The sequence below is a fragment of the Arthrobacter sp. FW306-05-C genome (assembly GCF_021801725.1).
GTDB lineage: Bacteria > Actinomycetota > Actinomycetes > Actinomycetales > Micrococcaceae > Arthrobacter.
Genome location: NZ_CP084556.1, coordinates 2,739,306 through 2,760,775 on the forward strand (window position 1 = coordinate 2,739,306; position 21,470 = coordinate 2,760,775).

Below are 21,470 nucleotides of genomic sequence, written 5' to 3' on the forward strand. Positions count from 1 at the left end.
CTAAAAGCCCATCCATGCACGCAGTCCGCAACGGTCTTTTGGCCGGTATCGCCGGCTTGTCGCTGGCGGGAACCGTCGCCGGCTGCGCACCCTCGTCCGCCGACAGCACACCCGCCGACGCCCCGGCGCCCACCCCAGGATCCTCCTCCCTGGCCGCCAGCGGGGCCGAGTACAAGGACGGCACCTACAACGCCGATGGAAACTACGTTTCGCCCAACGGCACCGAAACTGTGGGCGTCCAGCTGACCCTTGCCGCGGGAAAGGTCACGGACGTGCAGATCACCCAGCACCCGTCGAATCCGAACACGCGGAAGTTCCAGGGCCAGTTTGCCGGTGGCATTGCAGCCCAGGTGGTGGGTAAGAACATCGATGAACTGAACGTTTCCAAGGTTGCCGGTTCCTCGCTGACCAGCGGAGGCTTCAACCAGGCAGTGGAGAAGATCAAGTCCGAGGCGCAGTAGGCGGTGCCCGTGGCGGACTGGGAGGACTTCTCGTTTCAGGGGATCGGCACCGGCTGGGCAGTCAGCACTCCCCTGCCGTTGCCGGCGTCCGTTCGCAGGCGCCTGCTGGACAGGGTCGAAAAGTTCGACGCCGACTGGTCCCGTTTCCGCTCCGACTCGCTGGTCGGGGAACTGGCCAGGGAGCCGGGGCAGTATGAATTTCCCGGCGAGGCCGCCGCGCTCGGCGAGCTGTACGGCCGGCTCTATCGGCTTACCGGTGGGGCCATGACGCCGTTGATTGGCGGCAGCCTTGAGCGTCTGGGGTATGACGCAGCATATTCGCTCCTGCCCGCCGGCCCGCCCCTCCCGGCGCCAAAATGGGAGGCGGTCCTTCGCTGGTCCGGAACAGTCCTGACCGCCAGCACCCCTGTGGTACTGGACATCGGCGCCGCCGGCAAGGGACTGTTGGTGGACCTCCTGGCGGCGGAACTTGAGGCCACCGGAATGGGTGAGTTCCTCATCGATGCCAGCGGCGACCTCCTGGCCCGCGGCGCAGGACCCGTCAGCGTAGCGCTCGAACATCCCTACAACCCGGAGCAGGCGATCGGCATGATCCATCTGGACGGCCGGGCTCTTTGTGCTTCCGCCGCCAACCGCCGTGCCTGGGGCGACGGACTTCACCACGTGCTGGACGGAACCACCGGCCACCCGGTGCGCACCGCCGTCGCCACCTGGACGCTGGCAGACACCGCCCTGGTGGCTGACGCGCTCGCCACGGCGCTCTTCTTCGTGCCAGGGGCAACGCTGCAGGAAACCTTCGACTTCTCCTGGCTGACCGTCTTTTCCGACGGCAGCGCCGCCTATTCCGCCGGATTTGAAGGGGCGTTGTTTTCATGAACCCTGTGGAAGCACCCCAAGCCCGCCCTGCGCATTACCTGGCCGGGCGCGTGGAGACCGTCGTCGGCAGGTTCACCATGTACCGGCTTGTCCTGCTGGTCCTGTCGGCACTGGCCGCTTACAGCCTGCTGCTGAACGTGCTGGGCTGGCTGACGTTCGGCATCCCGGAAATGCTGGCGCACCTGGCATTGTGCCTGGCCCTGACCTATGCCTCCAACAGGGCCATGGCGGCGCTCTTCCGGGTCCGGCCCCACACGGAGTCGGCGCTTATCACCGGGTTGCTGCTCTACTTCCTGTTCTGGCCGTCCCTGCAGTCGATGGACCTGGCAGGAGTGGCGCTGGCCTGCATCCTGGCGTCCGCGTCCAAATACACCCTGGCGTGGCGTGGCCGGCACATCTTCAACCCAGCCGCCGCAGGTGCCTTCGCCACCGGACTCACTGGACTGAACATCGCCACGTGGTGGGCAGCGACGCCCGCCATGCTCTGGCTGCTGGTCCCCGGCGTGCTGCTGGTCCTGTACCGGACACGCAAGCTCCTGATGGCGTCGCTGTTTACGGCGGTGGCCACTGCCATCATCATGCTCGAGCTGCTTCGCGCCGGCATGACAGCGGGGATGGGCGCCTGGCAGGCCCTGGCCCAGCGGCCGGTGCTCTTCTTTGTGGGATTCATGCTCACCGAGCCCCTGACGCTGCCGCCACGGCGCTGGCAGCAGCTGGCGCTCGCAACACTGGTGGGCGTGCTCTTCGCGGTCCCCTGGAACCTGGGAATCTTTGCCAATTCACCGGAGGCAGCGCTGCTTGCGGGCAACCTGCTGGCCTTCCTGGCGGGCCAGCGCGGAGCCGTGAAACTCCGCTTCGCCGGCGCCCGCCCGCTGACGCCCGCCACCACCGAGTTCTCCTTCGAACCTGCCCGGCCGGTGCGCTTCCTTCCCGGGCAGTACATGGAGCTGGATCTTCCCCAGGCCAAGCCGGACGGAAAAGGACGACGCCGGGTCTTCAGCCTTGCGGGCGGCCCAGGCGGCCGCCTGGTGAAGTTTGGCGTGCGGACGGACGGGTCATTGTCTGCGGCGAAGGAGGCGCTGCTGGCGCTCCGGCCGGGCGATGAGGTGGCTGCCACGGCGGTGGGCGGGGACTTCGTCCTGCCACGCGATCCGCGCCGGCCCGTGCTTCTTGTCGCGGCGGGAATCGGAATTACACCGTTCATCTCGTATCTGGCCTCGGGTGCGCTGCAGGAACGGGACGCGGTGATCCTGGTGCTGGCCAGGAGCAATGAGGAGGTGGCCTACGCGGAGGAACTACGGAGTTCCGGAGTGCGCGTGCTGGTGCGGCTCGCAGACGGGTCCGTGCCGCCGTCGGGCCTGGCCCCTGCCGCCGGCAGCCTCTCTGGCGCCGGAAGCTTCGGTGCGGACGGCCGACTGGACGGAGCGGCCCTTGCCGCACTGGTACCCGATATTTCCCGGCGGGACGTTTACGTCTCCGGCTCCCCCGCAAGCGTGGCGGCACTCCGCCGTGCAGCCGGCCGTGCAGGCGCGCGCCGGGTGCGGACGGACTCCTTTTCGGGCTACTGAGCCCGCCTTTCCGGCCCTCCGGAGCCGGCGCCGGAGGCGGTTTTCCCTTGCAGGGCACCTTCCTGCTAAGCTCTAGGACGTCCCGCCGGGAACGGCAGGATATCCGGATTGCCCTCGTAGCTCAGGGGATAGAGCGTCTGCCTCCGGAGCAGAAGGTCGTAGGTTCGAATCCTATCGAGGGCACCAAAGAACCCCGCCGCTTCATTGAAGCGGCGGGGTTTCGTTTGTTGAGCGGGACGTGTGCCCTCAGAAACGCAGCGCTGCCTCGTCCATCGTGGCCAGGGTGAGCACAGCCTCCTCCACCGTTTCGTGGTCCTCCAGCTCGCGCTCGATCCGCCGCAGGACCACCGCAACCTCGTGCTCCGGGTGGTCCCCCTGGAGATCCACGGCCGCCACGAGGTACAGCTTGCGCGGGCCAACGAATTCCAGGTGCAGGTAGGTGAGCCGGGCGATGTCCTGGTGCTCCAGCACACGGCGGGCCATGGACCGTTCAATGTCGGGTGTGACGCCCTGCCCCACCAGGAAGCGCCTGTTGCGGTCGATCAGTACGACGGCGACGACGGCGAGCAGCACGCCGACGGCGATCGAACCGATCGCATCCGGCAGCGGTGATCCGGTGACCTGGTGCAGGAACACGCCCACGAAGGCCACGACGAGGCCGATCAGCGCCGCCGCATCCTCGGCGAAGACTGCCCTCAGGGTGGGATCTGAACTGATGAGGACCTGTTCAAGCGTGTGCCGTTCCAGCTCATGGGCCGCTTTCCGGGTCTGCCGGAAGGCCTGGGCGAACGAAATCCCTTCCAGGACGAAGGCCACGCCCAGGACCACGTAGGCCACCACGAAGTCCGATGCGGGTTCCGGCTCAAAAATCTGCTGGACGCCGTGCATGATCGACACCACCGCGCCGGCGGTGAACAGACCGAAAGCGGCGAACATCGACCAGACGTAGGCTTCCCGGCCGTAGCCCATGGGATGGCTCTTGTCCCGGGGGCGGGAAGACCGCCGCTCGGCAAAGAACAGGAAGACCTGGTTTCCGGTGTCTGCCCAGGAATGTGCAGCCTCCGCGGCCATCGAGGCGGAACCGGAGAGGACAGCCGCCACCGTCTTCGCCGCGGCCACGAGCGTGTTGGCCGCGAAGGCGACGATGACCGTCAGCAGCGTGGAGCCGGACTTGGCGGGGGTTTCGGTTTGAGCCATGCGCCTACCGTACCCACCGGAGCGCGCTGCAGCGCCCGGCAGGCCAATAAATTCCCTGAGGCGGGCCTGCCACTGATTGTCGGTGGCCCCTCATAGGCTGAAAACACCTAGCTGAGGGAGTACGCCATGCACGTTCAGTTCTGTTCCATCGTTCCGCCCTACCTGCTGCGGCGGCTCGCGCAGCAGGATGCGCCCGGATTCTCATCGGCGGCAAACGCTGCCAGGAACGCCTTGGGCCACGTCGAGTCGTTCCAGGCCGCCCGCGCACAGGCTGTGCCGGCACTCCCGCCCGGACTGCGCCAGGTAAAACCAGGTCCCGTCAGCCGCACCATTTATGATGCGGGCCGGGAGGAAACGCTCCCGGGCAGGCTTGTACGCGGCGAAGGCGGGCCCGCCACCGGCGATCCCGCCGCGGACGAAGCCTACGACGGGCTGGGGCACACGCACCGCCTTTATGCGGACGCCTTCGGACGGGATTCGGTTGACGGGCGCGGGCTGAAGCTGGACGCCACGGTGCACTTCGGCAAGCTGTACGACAACGCTTTCTGGAACGGCAGCCAGATGGTGTTCGGCGATGGTGACGGTGACGTCTTCCAACGCTTCACCAAGTCGCTGAGCGTCATTGGACACGAACTGGCGCACGGGGTAACCCAATACTCGGCCGGCCTTGCCTACCGGAACCAGGCAGGTGCCTTGAACGAATCGATGTCGGACGTCTTCGGCGCGCTCGTGGAGCAGTTCGTGAAAAACCAGTCAGCTGCGGAGGCAAGCTGGCTGATCGGCGAAGGCCTCTTCACCCACAAGGTCCAGGGCCTCGCCCTGCGGTCCATGAAAGCACCGGGGACCGCCTACGACGACGACGTGCTGGGCAAGGACCCGCAGCCCGATTCCATGGACTCCTATGTCCGGACCAGCGCAGACAACGGTGGAGTCCACATCAACTCCGGCATCCCCAACCGCGCCTTTTACCAGGTGGCGTCTGCCTTGGGCGGCTGTGCCTGGGAGGCGCCCGGCCGGATCTGGTACGAGACCCTGACCAATGGCTCATTGCCGGCCGCGGCAACCTTCACGGTTTTTGCCCGCGCCACAATGCGTGCCGCCGCCGACCTTTTCGGCGCCGCTTCGCGGGAGCATGACGCCGTAGGGGCCGCGTGGGAAACTGTAAAGGTCAAGGTTTAACCGCTGCCCTGGGGCCCGCTCGTGGCCGCGGGGCCAAATGGAAGCCCAGGGGCCAGGCCATGAAGATCAAGGTGGAGCGCACCGGCGGGATCGCGGCCATGACAAGGGTGTGGACGGTGGACGCCCAGACAGACCGCGACCTGAGCCAGTGGCAACCCATCGTGGAGGCCTGCCCGTGGGATGCGGTCCCCAGCACCCCGCGGGCCGCGGCCGCCGCCTTCGAGGCTCCGCAGCCGGACCGTTTCATTTACTCCATCACGGCAGGGCAGCGGAGGGCTGCCCTGCCTGAACAGGCCCTTACGGGCCCGTGGCGCATTTTGGTCGACACCGCACGGGCTGCCTCCGAGCAATCTGCCGGTGCGTTCCGTCCCGGGCAGGACGACGATGCGGACGCCGACGCCCAAAGCTGAAGGCTGCGCTGCAGGCGGAATTGGCATAAAGGGCCGTTGGTGGCGGCAGTAGACTGTCTGCAGCCATGACTTTTCATATCTCCTATCCCGCCGAGCTGCCGGTTTCCGAGCGCCGCGAGGACCTGATGGCCGCCATCGCCGCCAACCAGGTGACCATCATCGCCGGCGAGACCGGCTCCGGAAAAACGACCCAGATTCCCAAGATGTGCCTTGAGCTGGGTCTGGGTGAGAAGGGCCTCATCGGGCACACACAGCCCCGGCGGCTGGCAGCCCGGACGGTAGCCGAGCGCATCGCAGAGGAGCTCGGCGTCGAGATTGGCCAGGAGGTCGGCTTCCAGGTCCGGTTCACCGGTGAGGTCAGCAAGGCGACCAAGGTCAAGCTGATGACCGACGGCATCCTGCTCGCCGAGATCCAGCGGGACAGACTCCTGCGCAAGTACAGCACCATCATCATTGACGAGGCGCACGAACGCAGCCTCAACATCGACTTCATCCTGGGCTACCTCAAGCGGATCCTCCCGCAGCGCCCGGACCTGAAAGTCATCATCACCTCGGCCACCATCGACCCCGAACGGTTCGCCAACCACTTCGGCACCCCGGAAAATCCGGCACCCATCATCGAAGTCTCCGGCCGGACCTACCCCGTGGAGATCCGCTACCGTCCCCTCACGCAGCCGGCCGCGGACGATGAGGAGGCCTCCGACGATGAGCTCGAAGAGGACCGCGATCCCCTGGATGCCGTCTGCGACGCCGTGGATGAGCTGGCAGCGGAAGCGCCCGGGGACATCCTTGTGTTCTTCTCGGGTGAACGCGAGATCCGCGACGCCGCCGAGGCCCTGCAGTCCCGCATCCAGTCCAACCGGAGACTCGCCAACACCGAGATCCTCCCCCTGTTCGCCCGCCTGAGCCTGCAGGAGCAGCACAAGGTGTTCCACCCCGGCAGCAAGCGCAGGATCGTGCTGGCAACCAACGTGGCGGAAACATCCCTGACCGTCCCGGGCATCAAGTACGTCATCGATACCGGTACGGCGCGCATCTCCCGGTATTCGCACCGCACCAAGGTCCAGCGCCTGCCCATTGAGCGCGTCTCCCAGGCATCGGCCAACCAGCGTTCGGGCCGCTGCGGCCGCGTGTCGGACGGCATCGCCATCCGCTTGTACTCCGAGGAGGACTTCGAGTCCCGCCCCCGGTTCACGGACCCCGAAATCCTGCGGACCAACCTGGCAGCCGTCATCCTCCAGATGACGGCGATGGGCGTGGCGAAAGGCCCCAAGGATGTTGAGGAATTCCCCTTCGTCGAACCGCCGGAAACCCGGGCCATCAACGACGGCGTCACCCTCCTTCGCGAGCTCGGCGCCCTTGCTCCCCCACGCACGCAGGGCAAGGACGGCAGGGCGGAAGCAGCCGACGGCAGGGACGGAACCAAAGGCGGCGGGCTCACCGCCGTCGGGCAGAAACTCGCCCAACTGCCCGTTGATCCCCGCCTGGGCCGGATGATCGTGGAAGCCGGAAAACGGGGCTGCGTCCGGGAAGTCATGGTCCTGGCGGCGGCCCTCACCATCCAGGACCCGCGCGAACGTCCCACCGACAAGCAGCAGCTGGCTGCGGAAAAACACAACCGGTTCCGCGATGAGAATTCCGACTTCACCGGCTACCTCAACCTCTGGAACTACCTGCAGGAGAAGCAGCAGGAATTATCCTCATCAGCCTTCCGCAGGCTGTGCCGCGCCGAGTTCATCAACTACCTGCGCGTACGGGAATGGCAGGACCTCTTCACCCAGCTGCGCCAGCTCGCCCGGCCTCTGGGCATCACGCTGGACAACAAGCGCCTGGCCGACCCCGTAGGCAACCACGATGGCATCCACATCAGCCTGCTCTCCGGGCTCCTAAGCCACATCGGCATCCTGGATGAGCGCAAGCGCGAATACGCCGGCGCCCGGGGCAGCCGGTTCGCCATCTTCCCCGGTTCCGCATTGTTCAAAAAGTCCCCCACGTTCGTCATGGCCGCCGAGCTGGTGGAAACCAGCAGGTTGTGGGCCCGGGTGGCCGCAAAGTTCGATCCCCTGTGGGCCGAACAGGTGGCTCCGGACCTGGTCAAGCACAGCTACAGCGAACCGCACTGGTCCACCAAGCAGGGCGCCGTCATGGCCTACGAAAAGGTCACCCTTTACGGCGTTCCGATCATCGCGCAGCGGCGCATCAACTACGGCCGGGTGGATCCGGTGGTGGCCCGGGAACTGTTCATCAGGCATGCCTTGGTGGAGGGCGACTGGCGAACCCACCACAAGTTCTTCCACCGCAACCGCGCCCTCCTGCACGAGGTGGAGGAACTCGAGGCCCGCATGCGCCGCCGCGACCTGCTGGTGGATGACGAGACGTTGTTCGAGTTCTATGACGCCAGGATCGGACCCGACGTGGTCTCCGAGCGGCACTTCGACAAATGGTGGAAGGATGCCCGCAGGGACACCCCCGACCTCCTGGATTACGACAAATCGCTGCTCTTAAGCGACGACGCCGACGACCTGGACGAGTCGGCGTACCCGAAGACATGGCTGCACAAGGGCTTCGAGCTCCCGCTGACGTATGAATTCCATCCCGTGGCGCCGGGCTCTGCCCCCGATCCGTCCGACGGTGTCACGGCCGAAGTGCCGGTGCTGTTCCTGAACCAGCTCGACGACGCGCCGTTCCGGTGGCTGATTCCGGGCCAGCGCGTGGAGCTGGTGACAGCGCTCATCAAGTCACTGCCCAAGCAGGTCCGCAAGAACTTCGTCCCCGCCCCAGACGTCGCCCGGCAGGCGGTGGCCGTCCTCGAAACCGACTTCGATCCCGCCAAGGACGAGTTGGAACCGTCCCTGGAGCTTGCCCTGCGGCGGATCCGGGGCGCCATCATCCCGCCCGGCTCCTGGAACTGGGACGCCGTCCCGCCGCACCTGCGGGTGAGCTTCAAAGTGGTGGACAGCAAGGGCAAGGTCCTGGGCGAAGGCAAGGACCTTGCGGAACTGCAGGAACGGCTTGCACCGGCCACCCGCCGCGCCATCGCCGAATCGCTCGGTGCCACCCCGGCATCCACGGCGCCCGGCGCTGCCGGCACGTCCAAGCGGCGCAACGGGAAGGCGTCCGACGGCGGGCCGGCCACACGCCAGGAGGCCGCCCGGGTGCCGCAAGCCCCTGCCGCGGCTGGGTTTGTGGAGCAGGATGGCCTCACGGAGTGGACTGTCGGCACCATCGAGCGCCAGGTGAGCAGCATGGTCAAGGGCCACACCATCACCGGCTATCCGGCACTGGTGGACCAGCGGACCTCGGTGTCGCTGCGTGTGTTCCAGAGCGCGGAGGAACAGTCCGAGGCAATGCGCGGCGGCGTGATCCGGCTGCTGGCACTGCGCGTTCCGGCGCCTGACCGGTACGTCCTGGAGCACCTCAGCAACACCGAGAAGCTCACCTTCAGCCAAAACCCGCACGGTTCGGTGTCCGCCCTCATCGCAGACTGCGCGCTGGCGGCCATCGACAAGCTCACCCCTGTGGAACTTCCATGGAACCGCAAGGCCTTCGATGCGTTGTATGAGGTGGTGCGCGCGGAACTGATCGACACGGTCTTCTCGGTCACTGCCGTCGTCGAGCGGATCCTGTCCAGCACCCGGCGCATCGAAAAGCAACTCAAGGGAACCACCAGCCTGGCCCTGATCAGCGCACTGAACGACATCAAAAGCCAGCTCGAGCAGCTGGTGTATCCCGGCTTTGTAGCACGCACGGGCTACGCCCAGCTGAGCCAGCTGCCGCGCTACCTGGCCGCAATTGAGAAGCGGCTGGAACGCCTGCCCGGAAACGTCCAGCGGGATGCCCTCAATATGGCAGTGGTGCAGCGGCTCGAGGACGACTATGACGACGCTGTCTCGGCGCTGCTGCCGGGACGGGGTGCGGGCCAGGAGTTAACCCAGGTGCGCTGGATGATCGAGGAGCTTCGGGTGAGCCTGTTCGCCGTCGAGCTCGGCACGGCCTACTCCGTCTCCGAGAAACGTATCCGCGCCGTACTCAACAAGGCGCTGGCACCCGCCTAGCACTCCCCTACGAGAGGAACACATGAAGCTCACGCTTGCCCAAGGACCGGCAGGGACAGAGATCGCCGGGCTCGGCCACGCCCAGCCCGCGCGCATCATGGACAACCATGAGCTCGAAGGCATGATGGACACCAGCGACGAGTGGATCCGCCAGCGCACCGGCATCGTCACCAGGCATATCGCCGGTGAGGGTGAAACCGTGGTGGACCTCGCAATCCCCGCAGCCCGGATGGCCTTGGCCGATTCCGGGGTTGCGGCCACAGACATTGACCTCGTGGTGGTGGCCACCACCACAGCGGCCGAGCGATCCCCCAACACTGCCGGCCGCGTAGCCGAGGCACTTGGCCTGGGCGGTAACCGCCGGGGACCGGCGATCATGGATGTCAACACGGCGTGTTCGGGCTTCGAGTATGCCCTCGGCGTGGCGGACCAGGCGATCCGCAGCGGAAGCGCCTCGCACGCGATCGTAGTCGGCGCCGAGACCCTCTCGGCAGTTACCGACTGGACGGACCGCGCGACGGCCGTGCTCACCGCCGATGGCGCCGGGGCCGCCGTCGTACGCCCATCCGAAATGCCCCGGATTGGCCCGGTGGTCTGGGGTTCGGAGGGTGGCATGGCGGACGCCGTCCGCATCTCGCCTCCCTTGGGCAGGTTCTCCCAGAACGGGCGGGAAGTGCTGCGGTGGGCCCTCACCAAGGCACCGGAGCGCGCCCGTGAAATCGTGGCCCGCGCCGGGCTGGGACTGGACGACATCCAGGTCCTCGCAGCGCACCAGGCCAACCTGCGCATAATCGAGCCGCTGGCGGAAGCCCTGGGCCTGTCGGACCGCGTCGTCATCACCGACGTCACCGAGTCGGGGAACACGTCCGCTGCCAGCGTGCCGCTGGGACTGAGCAAATGGTGGCATTCCGGGAAGATCCCGGCGGACGTCCCCGCGCTGTTGTTCGGATTTGGCGGCGGCTTCACCTATGCGGGCATGGTGGCCATGATGCCACGCAGGGACTGACCCTTTCCCTGCCCGCCGCAGCAGCGGCGGGCAGGGAACAAAGGTTAGGACGCCGGAACGAACTCCCCGTAGCCGGCTGCGCGCAGCCCGTCACGCAGCTTCTCCGCGTTGGCGTCCAGGACCGCGGGATCCGGGTTCTGGTCCGCGGAGCCGAAGTCGAAGTCGGCCATGCTGCGCGAGGGCCACACGTGGACGTGCAGATGGTTGATTTCATAGCCGGCCACGATCAGGCCCGCACGCCGCGCACCGAAGATGTCCACCTGCACGGCGCCAATCCGCCGCGCCACTTCCATGACTTTGGCAAGGGTTTCCGGCCGGGCGTCCGTCCAGCGGTCCACTTCCTCGGTGGGAACCACCAGTGTATGGCCGTCGGCGAGCGGGCCCGTGGTCAGGAAAGCCGACACATCGTCCTCGCGCCATACGAACCGGCCGGGGATCTCGCCCTTCAGGATCTTCGTGAACAGCGTGCTCATGCGTTTGCCTCCTCGGCGGCTGGCTGCAGCGTGCTGGTATCCAGCACGAACCGGTACTTTACGTCTCCAGCGACCATCCGGTCGTAGGCCTCATTCAGCTGGCCGGCGGACACCATCTCGATATCGGCCACCACGCCGTGCTCCGCGCAGAAATCCAGCATCTCCTGGGTTTCGGCGATGCCGCCAATCAATGACCCGGCATACGCGATCCTGCGGCGGATGAGGGCGCCCGGGTTGACCGGCGGCATGGCTTCCGACGGCAGGCCAAGCTGGAACAGTGCGCCGTCCACGCGCAGGGTGCGGAAGAACGGGTTCAGGTCGTGCGGGGCGGCAACGGTGTCGATGATGAGGTCGATGGTGCGGTCCGCGGCAGCCATGGCGGCTTCGTCCCGGGAGAGGACAACTTCATCGGCCCCCAGTCCCAGGGCGGCGGCGACCTTCGACTCCGAGGTGGTGAACACCACCACCTTCGCGCCCATGGCCTTGGCGAGCTTGACGGCCATATGGCCCAGTCCGCCCAGGCCCACCACGCCCACCACGTCGCCTTCTTCGACGTCGAAGTGCCGCAGCGGGGAGAACGTCGTGACGCCCGCGCACAGCAGGGGCGCGACGGCGGCCGGGTCCAGTGAGTCCGGGACGCGCAGGACATAGCGGCGGTCCACCACGATCGACGAGGAATAGCCGCCCTGGGTGATGGCGTCCCCGTTCCTGCGGTCCTTTGCGCCGTAGGTGCCTGTCATGCCGTTTTCGCAGTACTGCTCCAGGCCGTCCAGGCAGCTGTCGCACTCGCGGCAGGAGTCCACCATGCAGCCCACGCCTACCCTCTCACCAACCGCGAAGTCAGTGACGTCCGAGCCGATCCTGCTGACAGTTCCCACGATTTCGTGGCCTGGCACCAGCGGGTAGGTCTGGCCGCCCCACTCGCCGCGGGTGGCGTGCACGTCCGAGTGGCACAGCCCGCAGAATTCGATGGCGATTTCGACGTCGTCCGGTTTGGGTGCCCGGCGGGCCACTGTCAGCGGTACAAGGCCGCTGTCCCCGGACGCTGCACCGTAGGCTGCGGCGAGAGCACCGGCTTCCGTCGCTGGCACACTGCCAGGGGCGGGCGCATTTTCCGGGGCCGGGGTGATGGGTTTGGCAAGGGGCGGTGGTACAGGGCGTCCTGGTGTCATAGTGCGACGCTACCCCCGGCTCCTGCGGACTTTCCAGCCGGGGTTCCGGCGTCGCCGGGATCCGACCCGACGCCCCCTGGCTCCGCGCCGATCGCGACCGGCAGTTCCGGGCGGTTGGACCACTCGGAGAAAGAGCCTGGATACAACGCTGCCCGGAACCCGGCAACTTCCAGCGCAGCAACCTCATGGGCTGCCGTAACGCCTGAGCCACAATAAACCGCCACCGGCGTTCCGTCCTGGACCCCGAGGTCCGCAAACCTCCGCCGCAACTGCCCCGGCGGCAGGAAGCGTCCGGCGTTATCGACGTTGCCCGCGGTGGGGGCACTGACCGCCCCGGGGATATGGCCGGCGCGCGGGTCCACGGGCTCAACCTCGCCCCGGTATCTCTCCCCTGCCCTCGCATCGAGCAACAGTCCGCTGTGCGCCCAGCCGGCGGCAGCACCGGCGTCCAGCGCAGGCATGTGCCCGCTGCCCAACTCCACGTCGCCGGGGCTGGGCTGAACCGGGCCCGACTCGAGCGGAAGTCCGGCTGCCCGCCAGGCGGCCAGGCCGCCGTCGAGCAGGTAGACCGCTGCCAAGCCTGCGTCACGCAGCATCCACCACAGCCTCGCCACCGCCATGTTGGCACTGTCATCGTAGGCAACCACCACGTCGCCGTTACGGATTCCCCAGCGCTGTGCCGACTCCTGGAACTGTTCCCGAGCCGGCAGCGGGTGCCGCCCGCGGTCCGGAACCGACGAATCAGAGAGTTCAGTGGCCAGATCTACGAAGACCGCGCCCGGCAGGTGTTCCGCGAGGTAGTGTTCATGGCCGTGCGGATCGCCCAGGGCCCAGCGCACGTCCAGTAGGACCGTCCGGTATCCGGCGGCAAGCCTTGCCTCAAGTTCCGGGACGTCGATCAACGGCTTCATTGCACTCCCTACGCCTTGTTTTGCCAACGGGTCCCACTCTAGACGGGCGGCTCCCGAACCGCGGGTACGCTGGATTAGTGACGATCGAGGGCAGCACCGGCAGGAGCAGCGGCGCAAGGGACCGGGAGTGGGCGGACCAGGCCATCCGCACCATCAAAGCGGAGAACAACCGCTCCGCGGATACACACCTTTATGCAGTACCGCTCCCGGAGCACTGGGGCATCCAGCTGTACCTCAAGGACGAGTCGACACACCGTTCCGGCAGCCTCAAGCACCGCCTGGCAAGGTCCCTCTTCCTGTTCGGGCTGGTCAATGGCTGGATCCGGCAGGACACCACCATCGTCGAGGCTTCCAGCGGCAGCACTGCGGTATCGGAAGCGTATTTTGCCCAGCTGCTGGGACTTCCCTTCATCGCCGTCATGGCCCGCACCACCAGCCAGGAAAAGATCGCCCTGATTGAGCAATTCGGCGGCTCCTGCCTCCTGGTGGAGAACGCCCCGGACGTGTATGCCGTGGCAGAAGACGTAGCCGCCACCTGCAACGGGCATTACATGGACCAATTCACCTACGCAGAGCGGGCCACGGACTGGCGCGGGAATAACAACATCGCCGAATCCATCTTCGGCCAGCTCAGCCTTGAGCCGCACCCCGTCCCCGACTGGGTAGTGGTGGGCGCCGGCACGGGCGGGACCAGCGCCACCATCGGCCGGTACCTGCGCTACCACTCATATCCCACCAAGCTGCTGGTGGTGGACCCCGAAAACTCCGCGTTCTACCCCGGCTGGCTGGGTGAAGCAGATGGACAGCCCGCCAGCGTTCCCTCGCGGATCGAAGGAATTGGGCGGACCCGGATGGAGCCGAGCTTCATCCCCACGGTTATAGACAGGATGGTCCGGGTGCCGGATGCGGCGTCGGTTGCCGCGATGCGCCACCTGCACCACTACGCGGGCCTGCATGCCGGCCCGTCTACGGGCACCAACCTCTGGGGCGTCTGGGAAACAGTCGCGCAGCTTCTGTCCGAAGGCCGGCGGGGCAGCGTCGTTTCGTTGATGTGCGACGGCGGCGACCGCTATGCGGGCACGCACTGGAACCAGGAGTGGCTGGCTTCCCAGGGGCTGGATCCGGCACCCTACGAAGCGGCAATCGCGCGCTTCCTGGACACCGGGGAGTGGACCGGGGCGGTGGCCTAAACTTCCACGGACTCGCGCGGGGCCAGGTGCCGGTACTCCGTGCCGTACTTGGCGCCAATCCGCTTCACGTGCCCTTCGACGACGCCCAGGCCGTTCTCATTGAGCAGCCCGTCGTGGATCTGGAACGCCCGCGGCGCCCGCACGCCGATCACGAAGTCCACCACCTCCGCGGACTTGCTCCACGGTGCGTGCAACGGGACCAGGAGGGTCTGGACGTCGATGCCGTCCGGGATGATGAACGAGTCGCCCGGGTGGTACACGTTGCCGTCCACCAGAAAGCCGATGTTCGCCACCAAGGGAATTTGGGGGTGGATGAGGGCGTGCTGTCCCCCGAAGCTGCGGATGTCAAAGCCGGCAGCCTGGAACGACGCCCCCGGTTCCACGGTGTGGATCCGGTCCGCTGCCTCCGGGGCTTCCCCGCGCAGCTGGCCGGCGACGCCCGCTGGGGCAAACAGCGCCAGGTCTTTATCCTTTTCCAGGGCTTCCACCACGGCCTTGGTGTCAAGGTGGTCTGCGTGTTCGTGCGTCACCAGGACGGCCTGGGCCCCCGCCAGCGCTTCTGCCGACTCGGAAAAGGTGCCCGGATCGAGGACCAGGACCCTGCCTTCCTTCTCAAGACGGACACAGGCATGGGTGTACTTGGTCAGCTTCATAGCGCCAGCCTAGGTTCCGTTCCTGAAGGCTGTCCACGAACCCTGCCGGCGAAATCCGGCTGCCAGGCACCGACTGGTAATCTTGATGTCTGCCCCCCCACGGAAGAGAGTTCGTCCATGCCGATCGGCGTCAAGGCTGATTCCGCCGCCCCATCCCCGGCAGGAGGCGGCAAGGAACAGCGCGTCACCAAACAGCGGAAGGCCGTCAGCGCGGCCCTGGACGATCTCGATGACTTTGTCAGCACGCAGGAGCTTTACCGGATCCTGCAGAACCAGGGCGTCTCCGTTTCGCTCGCCACTGCCTACCGGATCCTGCAGTCACTGGCCGACGAAGGCCTGGTGGACGTGCTGCGCAACGGCGACGGCGAGGCGGTGTACCGGCGCTGCGCCGTGACCGGCCACCACCATCACCTGCTGTGCAGGAACTGCGGAAAGGCAGTGGAGGTGGAAGCACCCGCGGTGGAAACCTGGGCGGTGCGCATGGCGGCCGAACACGGGTTCACCGAGGTGGACCATACCGTGGAAATTTTCGGCCTTTGCCCCGACTGCACCGCCCTTAAGGCTGCCGGGAAACTGTAAGGACCCGGCCGTTGATCCCCCGGGCGTCGCGCACAGAACCGATGATGCGGCACACCACATAAATCAGGAACGACAACGTGGTGACGTAGGGGCTGATCGGGATCCGTCCCCCCAGGGCCAGCAGGATGCCGCCCACGGTTGCCGTCACGGCGAAGACCACGCTCAGGACCACCACCGCTGCCGGCGACGACGTTACCCGCAGCGCCGCCGCTGCGGGCGTTATCAGCAGGGCAAGCACCAGCAGGGCCCCCACCACCTGGATGGACAGGGCCACGCTGACGCCCAGCACAATCATGAACACGATTCCCAGCGTTCGGACGGGCACTCCCCTGGCCTCGGCGAGCTCCGGGTCAACGCTGGCGAAGTTCAGCGGACGCCACACGGCCACCAGCACAAGCACAACCACGACGGCGGTCCCCGCCAGGGCCTGCAGTTGGACGGTGTCCACGGAGACGATCTGGCCGGTCAGCAGGCCGAACTTGTTTGCCGCACGGCCCTGGTACAGGGAAAGGAACAGGATGCCAAGTCCCAGGCCGAAGGGCATGATGACGCCGATGATGGAGTTCTTATCCCTGGCCCGGACCCCCATCAGGCCCAGCAGCAGGGCGGCCGCCACCGAGCCTATGAGCGAGCCAAACACCACGTCCGCCCCAACCAGCAGGGCAAAGGCGGCACCTGCGAAGGAAAGTTCGGAGATGCCGTGGACCGCGAAAGCAAGGTCCCGTTTCATGACGAATGTTCCCACCAGCCCGCCTAGGAGGCCCAGGATGGCGCCTGCCCAGATTGAGTTCTGGACCAGGACCAGCAGTTCGCCATAGTTGTCGAAGTTGAAGATGGCGCCCAGGATGCTGTCGGCGTCCATCAGGCCACCTCCCCTGCCAGCGCGTCCGCCTCGTGGTGGTGATGCGTGGTGGCATCCGGCAGGCCGACGACGACGATCCTGCCGTTGGCATGGATCACCTCCACGTGGCTGCCATAGAGGTCTGAGAGCACTTCGGTGGTCATGACCTCTTCCGGCGCCCCCACGCGGAAGCGTCCCCCCGCCAGGTACAGGACCCGGTCCACGTAGTCGATGATCGGGTTGATTTCATGGGTCACGAAGACGACGGCGGTGTCGTGTTCCCGGCTCTGTTGGTGGATCAGGGCGCTGACGGCCTGCTGGTGGTGGAGGTCAAGGGACAGCAGCGGTTCGTCGCAGAGCAGCACCTTTGGGTCCGTGGCCAGTGCCTGCGCCACCCGGAGCCGCTGCTGCTCTCCGCCTGAGAGCTGGCCAACCGGGACTCTGGCGTAGTCGGAGGCTCCCACCAGTTCCAGCAACTGGTCCACCCTGCGGTTGGTCTTGCGGGCTGAAAGCCGGATCCCAAACTTGTGGCCGTCCACGCCCAGGGCCACCAAATCACGGGCGCGCATGGGGGTGTCCGGCGCGAACGACTTCTGCTGGGGAATGTAGCCGATCAGGCTGCTGCCCCGTTCCACCGGGCGGCCGCCCAAGGTTGCCTGTCCGGACTGCAGCTTCTGCAGGCCCAGCAGGACCTTGAGGAAACTTGTCTTGCCGCTGCCGTTGGGGCCCAGCACGGCGAAAAACTCCCCGGGCCTGATGTCCAGGTCCAGGTCCTCCCAAAGGGTGCGCTGACCAAACGCGAGGCACGCCCCTTTGAGGCTTACGACGGATTTCACCTAGTTTGTCTCCAGAACCTTGCTGATGTTGTTCACATTGTCCGTCATCCACTGCAGGTAGGTCTTGCCTTCAGGCAGGGTCTCGGTGAAGTCGACCACCGGAACACCAGCGGATTCGGCTGCCTTCTTGAGTGCCTCCGTCTGCGGGCCTTCCGTTTGGGCGTTGTAGGCCAGTAGGCGTACGGACTTCGAGCCAACCAGGTCCGTGGCCTCCTTCAGAACCGCGGGAGGAACGTCGCTGCCCTCCTCGATGGCAGCGGTGTATTGCTCAGGCGTGGCGTTGACCAGGCCGGCCTCCTCCAAAAGGTAGAGCGGGACTGGCTCCGTGACTGCTACGCGGCTGCCCGGCGTAGCCGCCTTCATGGCGTCCACCTTGGAGTGAAGCTGTGCCAGGGAGGACTTGAAGGAGTTCGCGTTGGCGGTGAAGGAGGCGGCCGAGGCCGGATCCAGCGACACCAGCTTTCCCGCAATGGCATCGGCCACGCGCTCCATGGCCGGCAGGCTGTACCACACGTGCTCGTTCAGGCCGCCGTGGTCGTGTCCGCTGTGTGCGCCGGACTCCTCCGCGGGTGTTGCCGACGGGCCGGCCGTGGCATCCTCCGGGTGGGCAAGCCCGGAAATTTCGACGGCGGTCAGCACGCCTGCACTGTCGATCCTGCTGCCCTCCACCAAGGTATGGATGAAGTCGTCGTAGCCGCCGCCATTTTCGATGACCAGCTGGGACTTGGACACGGCCAGCCGGTCCTGGGCGGTCGCCTCGTACGAGTGCGGATCCTGCCCGGCGTTGTTGATGATCGAGGTGACCTTGACCTTGTCACCACCGATGGTCCGGGCAATGTCGCCGTAAACGTTCGTTGATGCCACCACGTTGATACCCTGCTCCGCATCCGGGGCCTGCGACGGTTGGCCGCTGCATGCACTGAGCAGGAGACCGACGCCTGTCAGGGCGGCAAGGAAGGAGCTGGCAGTGGCTGTACGGCGCACGAAAAACCTCAGTTCACACAGGAAGGGAAGGCGACAGACACAAGCCTATACCCAAATGCGAATGATTCCTATTTAGGTTTCACGGGGACTGGTCGGACCGTGGCGCCCCTGCCCGAGGAGCGCCACGGTAAGTCAGCCTCCGTTCGGCTGCCCCAGTCGGCGAATGCCGGTGGCCTGGGTTGCATCCCGGATTTCACCGACAAGCTGTTCAATCACGTCCTCAAGGAAGAGGACGCCCCTTGTGTTGCCATCAGGGCCGATCACGCGGGCAAGGTGCGACCCGGTGCGCTGCATGACGGACATGGCTTTTTCGATCTCGTCACCCAGGGAAAGGTTGGCGAGCGAGCGGATGCGGCTTTCGGCAATCGGCAGTTCGTAACCTGATTCCGGAATAGACAGCACGTCCTTCACGTGGAGGTAGCCGTAAAGCATTTCCTCGTCATCCAGCATCGGGAACCTGGAGAAACCCGTACGGCTGACGGCTTTTTCGAACTCCACGGGGGTGGTGGAAGCCGGCAGCATGACGAGCTTTTCAAGCGGCACCATGATGTCCTGTGCCGTATGTTCGGAGAACTCGAGCGCGCCGGTGATGAGCCCGGCGTCGTCGTCCACCAAACCGTGGCGCGTGGACTCCTGCACGATCGACTGCACCTCCTCCAGTGTGAAGGAGGACGTCACCTCATCCTTGGGTTCCACCCGCATCAGCTTCAGGATGTGGTTGGCCGACCAGTTAAGGACTGAAATCACGGGGTGGACCAGGCGCGAGATGAACAGCAGCGGCGGAGCCAGGAACAGGGCTGCCTTGTCCGCCACGGACACGGAGATGTTCTTGGGCACCATCTCGCCGAACGTCACGTGCAGGAACGTCACCAGCATCAGGGCCACTGCGAAGGCAGCGACATCAGCCACTTCCGACGGCAGGCCCACCGTCTCGATGGGAACAGCAAGAAGGTGGTGAATGGCCGGCTCGGCCACCAGCAGGATCAGCAGCGAGCAGACGGTGATTCCCAACTGCGCGCAGGCCAGCATCAGGGAGACATTCTCCATGGCGCGCAGGGTGGTCTGGGCCCGCTTGGACCCGGTGTCTGCCAACGGCTCAATCTGGCTGCGGCGGGCTGACATGATTGCGAATTCAGCAGCCACGAAAAAAGCGTTGCCCAGCAGGAGGAAGCACAGCCAGAGTATTCCGGCCCAGTCGCTCATGGCTTGCTCCTGTCATTGGCATCCTGCGCAGCCGCTTCTGCTGCTGCCGGGTGGAAGCAGATGCGGTCGATCCTGCGGCCGTCCATCCTGGTGACGCTCAGTGTTCCGCCGTTGACGGCCACTGTGTCGCCCACGACGGCGATCCTGCCCAGCTTGCTCATGACATAGCCGCCCACGGTTTCGTAGGCCGCTTCGTCGGGAACACTCAACCCCGGGATCTGTTCGGACAGTTCGTCGGGCCGGAGGAGCCCCGGGAAATACCAGTCGCCGGAGGCGCTTTGCAGGAGTCCCGGGCGGACCTTGTCGTGCTCGTCCGCCACCTCCCCCACGATCTCTTCCACCAGGTCCTCCAGGGTGGCGATGCCTGCGGTTCCGCCATATTCATCCAGAACCACGGCCAGCTGCAGGTTTCCTTCCCGCAGTTCTGCCAGCAGCGCATCCAGGTGGATGGTCTCCGGCACGCGCAGCACCTCGGTCATGATGGCGCCGGCTTCGAGGTTTTGGCGGCGTTCCCACGGAACGGCAACGGCTTTCTTGATGTGCACCAGGCCGCGGATGTCATCGGCCGAGTCACCGATGACGGGGAACCGCGAGTACCCGGTCCTGCGTGCCGCATCCACCACATCGGACACCGGCTGGTCGGCGTCGATCGTCTCCAGCCGGATGCGCGGGGTCATCACGTCGGCTGCTGTCCGCGACGAGAAATTCAAGGTGCGGGCAATGAAGTTGGCGGTCCCGGCATCGAGCGTTCCCATAGCCGCGGACCGGCGAACCAGGGAAGCAAGCTCCGCCGGCGTCCGTGCTCCCGAAATTTCCTCTTTGGCTTCCAGCCCAAAGATGTGCAGGATCCTGTTGGAAAAGCCGTTGAGGACCAGGATGGCCGGCTTGAAGATCGCGGTGAAAATCAGCTGCGGCCCCGCCAGGGCGCGGCCCACGGGGAAGGCCAGCGCGATCGCCATGTTTTTCGGCACCAGCTCACCCAGGAGCATGGACAGCAGCGTCGCCAGGACCATCGCCAGGATGAGCGAGACGGACTCCACCGCCACGGAGGGAAGCCCGACGGCGGCCAGCGGCGCCTTAAGGAGGCGGCCTACTGACGGTTCCATGACGTAACCGGTGAGCAGTGTGGTCAAGGTGATTCCGAGCTGGCAACTGGACAACTGGGTCGACAGGGACTTGAGGCAGGTGAGCAGGGGCACTGCCCCTGTGTCGCCGTCGTCAATTGCGCGCTGGACAGTGGGCTGGTCCAGGGCGATGAGGGAGAATTCGACGGCAACAAAGAATCCGGTGCCGGCGATCAGCAGCAAGCCTGCTGCAAGGAGAAGCCACTCCATTCAGCATCCCGCCTGACGTGCGGAAAATGCCTCAAGCGTGCTCAATGGGAAGGTTGGGAAGCTGTTTCGTCCCGGCGGAGGATGGTCGGCAGATACCGATGCCTGGTCCGTGCGGGTTGCGGCAAGCTGGGCCGTTGGCTGGTGATGGGCGCGTTGTCGGGGTTTGCCGGCTCTGTGGGCGGACTGCGCGGCGCTTCTCTTCATGCTCCGCTGACAGCGCCCAGGCCGGCACCTAGATTTACTGTCCATAAGAATTTCAGTCTACAGGAGCACCCCTTGCCGCAAGGCCCGGCCGGACGGCGGAAAACGCCCTGTTCCGGCGGGCGGAAGGAGGCGAAGTCGTGACCCGGGGACCTGGCGGCGACACCGGACAGCCGCCATATTTCGGCCCCCGTCCGCCACATCATGATTTGGGTCACCCTTATTGGCAGTTAACACGGAATGCTCACTAGACTTGCAAAGGTCCGGGTTCAGAGGACAGAGACTGGTTCGAACGTAGTGCTGAAGCACCGGGGGGCCAAAGAGAAATCAAACTCATGGAA

The 21,470-nt window shown here is 65.9% G+C and carries 19 protein-coding genes and 1 tRNA gene; 10 read left to right on the plus strand and 10 right to left on the minus strand.

Features of this window, described 5'->3' with window-relative positions; translation table 11 throughout:
- The first annotated feature begins 14 nt into the window (after positions 1-14).
- The 4 genes from LFT44_RS12680 (at position 15) to LFT44_RS12695 (ending at position 3,091) form a co-directional block, all read left to right on the plus strand.
- Complete coding sequence (locus tag LFT44_RS12680) at positions 15-461, plus strand: FMN-binding protein (RefSeq protein WP_236798799.1); 447 nt, start codon at positions 15-17, stop codon at positions 459-461.
- 3 nt (positions 462-464) lie between these two features.
- Complete coding sequence (locus LFT44_RS12685) at positions 465-1,337, plus strand: FAD:protein FMN transferase (RefSeq protein WP_236798802.1); 873 nt, start codon at positions 465-467, stop codon at positions 1,335-1,337.
- Complete coding sequence (locus LFT44_RS12690) at positions 1,334-2,905, plus strand: ferredoxin--NADP reductase (protein ID WP_236798803.1); 1,572 nt, start codon at positions 1,334-1,336, stop codon at positions 2,903-2,905. Before LFT44_RS12685 ends, LFT44_RS12690 begins: the two co-directional genes overlap by 4 nt.
- Positions 2,906-3,015: 110 nt before the next feature.
- A tRNA-Arg gene (locus LFT44_RS12695) sits at positions 3,016-3,091 on the plus strand.
- 60 nt (positions 3,092-3,151) lie between these two features.
- Here LFT44_RS12695 and LFT44_RS12700 read toward each other — a convergent pair.
- On the minus strand, positions 3,152-4,102 hold the full coding sequence (locus LFT44_RS12700; protein ID WP_236798804.1) for a cation diffusion facilitator family transporter: 951 nt from the start codon (positions 4,100-4,102) through the stop codon (positions 3,152-3,154).
- A gap of 126 nt (positions 4,103-4,228) precedes the next feature.
- Between LFT44_RS12700 and LFT44_RS12705 the strand changes: the two genes are divergently transcribed.
- The 4 genes from LFT44_RS12705 (at position 4,229) to LFT44_RS12720 (ending at position 10,752) form a co-directional block, all read left to right on the plus strand.
- On the plus strand, positions 4,229-5,281 hold the full coding sequence (locus LFT44_RS12705) for a M4 family metallopeptidase (protein ID WP_236798806.1): 1,053 nt from the start codon (positions 4,229-4,231) through the stop codon (positions 5,279-5,281).
- Between the two features lie 59 nt (positions 5,282-5,340).
- A complete protein-coding gene (locus LFT44_RS12710; RefSeq protein WP_236798807.1) occupies positions 5,341-5,691 on the plus strand; it encodes a protealysin inhibitor emfourin in 351 nt (116 codons plus the stop codon).
- A 65-nt stretch (positions 5,692-5,756) separates the two neighbouring features.
- Positions 5,757-9,746, plus strand: coding sequence for an ATP-dependent RNA helicase HrpA (gene hrpA / locus LFT44_RS12715; RefSeq protein WP_236798811.1), 3,990 nt, complete (start codon positions 5,757-5,759; stop codon positions 9,744-9,746).
- A gap of 22 nt (positions 9,747-9,768) precedes the next feature.
- On the plus strand, positions 9,769-10,752 hold the full coding sequence (locus LFT44_RS12720; protein ID WP_236798813.1) for a beta-ketoacyl-ACP synthase III: 984 nt from the start codon (positions 9,769-9,771) through the stop codon (positions 10,750-10,752).
- 44 nt (positions 10,753-10,796) lie between these two features.
- Here LFT44_RS12720 and LFT44_RS12725 read toward each other — a convergent pair whose 3' ends face one another.
- Genes LFT44_RS12725 through LFT44_RS12735 form a run of 3 tightly spaced genes read right to left on the minus strand, consistent with a single transcriptional unit; the run spans position 10,797 to position 13,308 of the window.
- The gene (locus LFT44_RS12725) at positions 10,797-11,225 is read right to left on the minus strand and encodes an HIT family protein (protein ID WP_236798814.1); all 429 of its coding nucleotides are present in this window, start codon (positions 11,223-11,225) and stop codon (positions 10,797-10,799) included.
- Positions 11,222-12,397: an NAD(P)-dependent alcohol dehydrogenase gene (locus tag LFT44_RS12730; protein WP_236798815.1), complete on the minus strand. Its 1,176-nt coding sequence runs from the start codon at positions 12,395-12,397 to the stop codon at positions 11,222-11,224. The genes LFT44_RS12725 and LFT44_RS12730 overlap by 4 nt, the downstream gene beginning before the upstream one ends.
- Positions 12,394-13,308: a sulfurtransferase gene (locus LFT44_RS12735; RefSeq protein ID WP_236798818.1), complete on the minus strand. Its 915-nt coding sequence runs from the start codon at positions 13,306-13,308 to the stop codon at positions 12,394-12,396. The genes LFT44_RS12730 and LFT44_RS12735 overlap by 4 nt, the downstream gene beginning before the upstream one ends.
- 77 nt (positions 13,309-13,385) lie before the next feature.
- Between LFT44_RS12735 and LFT44_RS12740 the strand changes: the two genes are divergently transcribed.
- Positions 13,386-14,498: a PLP-dependent cysteine synthase family protein gene (locus LFT44_RS12740; RefSeq protein WP_272910857.1), complete on the plus strand. Its 1,113-nt coding sequence runs from the start codon at positions 13,386-13,388 to the stop codon at positions 14,496-14,498.
- On the opposite strand, the gene LFT44_RS12745 is transcribed toward LFT44_RS12740, so the two are convergent.
- Entirely contained in the window at positions 14,495-15,151 is a 657-nt protein-coding gene (locus tag LFT44_RS12745; protein WP_236798819.1) for an MBL fold metallo-hydrolase, read from the minus strand. The genes LFT44_RS12740 and LFT44_RS12745 overlap by 4 nt on opposite strands.
- Before the next feature lie 117 nt (positions 15,152-15,268).
- Here LFT44_RS12745 and LFT44_RS12750 point away from each other — a divergent pair, with 117 nt between their 5' ends.
- Positions 15,269-15,730 carry a Fur family transcriptional regulator gene (locus LFT44_RS12750; protein ID WP_236798820.1) on the plus strand — a complete coding sequence of 154 codons (462 nt, stop codon included), beginning with the start codon at positions 15,269-15,271 and terminating at the stop codon, positions 15,728-15,730.
- On the opposite strand, the gene LFT44_RS12755 is transcribed toward LFT44_RS12750, so the two are convergent.
- The 5 genes from LFT44_RS12755 to LFT44_RS12775 all read right to left on the minus strand — a co-directional run bounded on the left by LFT44_RS12755 (position 15,708) and on the right by LFT44_RS12775 (position 20,928).
- Entirely contained in the window at positions 15,708-16,592 is an 885-nt protein-coding gene (locus LFT44_RS12755) for a metal ABC transporter permease (protein ID WP_236798821.1), read from the minus strand. The genes LFT44_RS12750 and LFT44_RS12755 overlap by 23 nt on opposite strands.
- On the minus strand, positions 16,592-17,407 hold the full coding sequence (locus LFT44_RS12760) for a metal ABC transporter ATP-binding protein (RefSeq protein ID WP_236798822.1): 816 nt from the start codon (positions 17,405-17,407) through the stop codon (positions 16,592-16,594). The genes LFT44_RS12755 and LFT44_RS12760 overlap by 1 nt, the downstream gene beginning before the upstream one ends.
- Positions 17,408-18,391 carry a metal ABC transporter solute-binding protein, Zn/Mn family gene (locus LFT44_RS12765; RefSeq protein WP_236798823.1) on the minus strand — a complete coding sequence of 328 codons (984 nt, stop codon included), beginning with the start codon at positions 18,389-18,391 and terminating at the stop codon, positions 17,408-17,410.
- A gap of 132 nt (positions 18,392-18,523) precedes the next feature.
- A complete protein-coding gene (locus tag LFT44_RS12770) occupies positions 18,524-19,594 on the minus strand; it encodes a hemolysin family protein (protein WP_236798824.1) in 1,071 nt (356 codons plus the stop codon).
- Positions 19,591-20,928, minus strand: coding sequence for a hemolysin family protein (locus tag LFT44_RS12775; protein ID WP_236798825.1), 1,338 nt, complete (start codon positions 20,926-20,928; stop codon positions 19,591-19,593). The genes LFT44_RS12770 and LFT44_RS12775 overlap by 4 nt, the downstream gene beginning before the upstream one ends.
- Positions 20,929-21,470: the final 542 nt, after the last annotated feature.

What these genes read in the sequence shown, in the direction of transcription:
- LFT44_RS12680 (WP_236798799.1), top strand. Translation starts at nt 15, where the DNA reads ATGCACGCAGTCCGCAACGGTCTTTTGGCCGGTATCGCCGGCTTGTCG.
- LFT44_RS12690 (WP_236798803.1), top strand. Translation starts at nt 1,334, where the DNA reads ATGAACCCTGTGGAAGCACCCCAAGCCCGCCCTGCGCATTACCTGGCC.
- LFT44_RS12700 (WP_236798804.1), bottom strand. Translation starts at nt 4,102, where the DNA reads ATGGCTCAAACCGAAACCCCCGCCAAGTCCGGCTCCACGCTGCTGACG.
- LFT44_RS12705 (WP_236798806.1), top strand. Translation starts at nt 4,229, where the DNA reads ATGCACGTTCAGTTCTGTTCCATCGTTCCGCCCTACCTGCTGCGGCGG.
- LFT44_RS12710 (WP_236798807.1), top strand. Translation starts at nt 5,341, where the DNA reads ATGAAGATCAAGGTGGAGCGCACCGGCGGGATCGCGGCCATGACAAGG.
- hrpA (WP_236798811.1), top strand. Translation starts at nt 5,757, where the DNA reads ATGACTTTTCATATCTCCTATCCCGCCGAGCTGCCGGTTTCCGAGCGC.
- LFT44_RS12720 (WP_236798813.1), top strand. Translation starts at nt 9,769, where the DNA reads ATGAAGCTCACGCTTGCCCAAGGACCGGCAGGGACAGAGATCGCCGGG.
- LFT44_RS12725 (WP_236798814.1), bottom strand. Translation starts at nt 11,225, where the DNA reads ATGAGCACGCTGTTCACGAAGATCCTGAAGGGCGAGATCCCCGGCCGG.
- LFT44_RS12730 (WP_236798815.1), bottom strand. Translation starts at nt 12,397, where the DNA reads ATGACACCAGGACGCCCTGTACCACCGCCCCTTGCCAAACCCATCACC.
- LFT44_RS12735 (WP_236798818.1), bottom strand. Translation starts at nt 13,308, where the DNA reads ATGAAGCCGTTGATCGACGTCCCGGAACTTGAGGCAAGGCTTGCCGCC.
- LFT44_RS12745 (WP_236798819.1), bottom strand. Translation starts at nt 15,151, where the DNA reads ATGAAGCTGACCAAGTACACCCATGCCTGTGTCCGTCTTGAGAAGGAA.
- LFT44_RS12750 (WP_236798820.1), top strand. Translation starts at nt 15,269, where the DNA reads ATGCCGATCGGCGTCAAGGCTGATTCCGCCGCCCCATCCCCGGCAGGA.
- LFT44_RS12755 (WP_236798821.1), bottom strand. Translation starts at nt 16,592, where the DNA reads ATGGACGCCGACAGCATCCTGGGCGCCATCTTCAACTTCGACAACTAT.
- LFT44_RS12770 (WP_236798824.1), bottom strand. Translation starts at nt 19,594, where the DNA reads ATGAGCGACTGGGCCGGAATACTCTGGCTGTGCTTCCTCCTGCTGGGC.
- LFT44_RS12775 (WP_236798825.1), bottom strand. Translation starts at nt 20,928, where the DNA reads ATGGAGTGGCTTCTCCTTGCAGCAGGCTTGCTGCTGATCGCCGGCACC.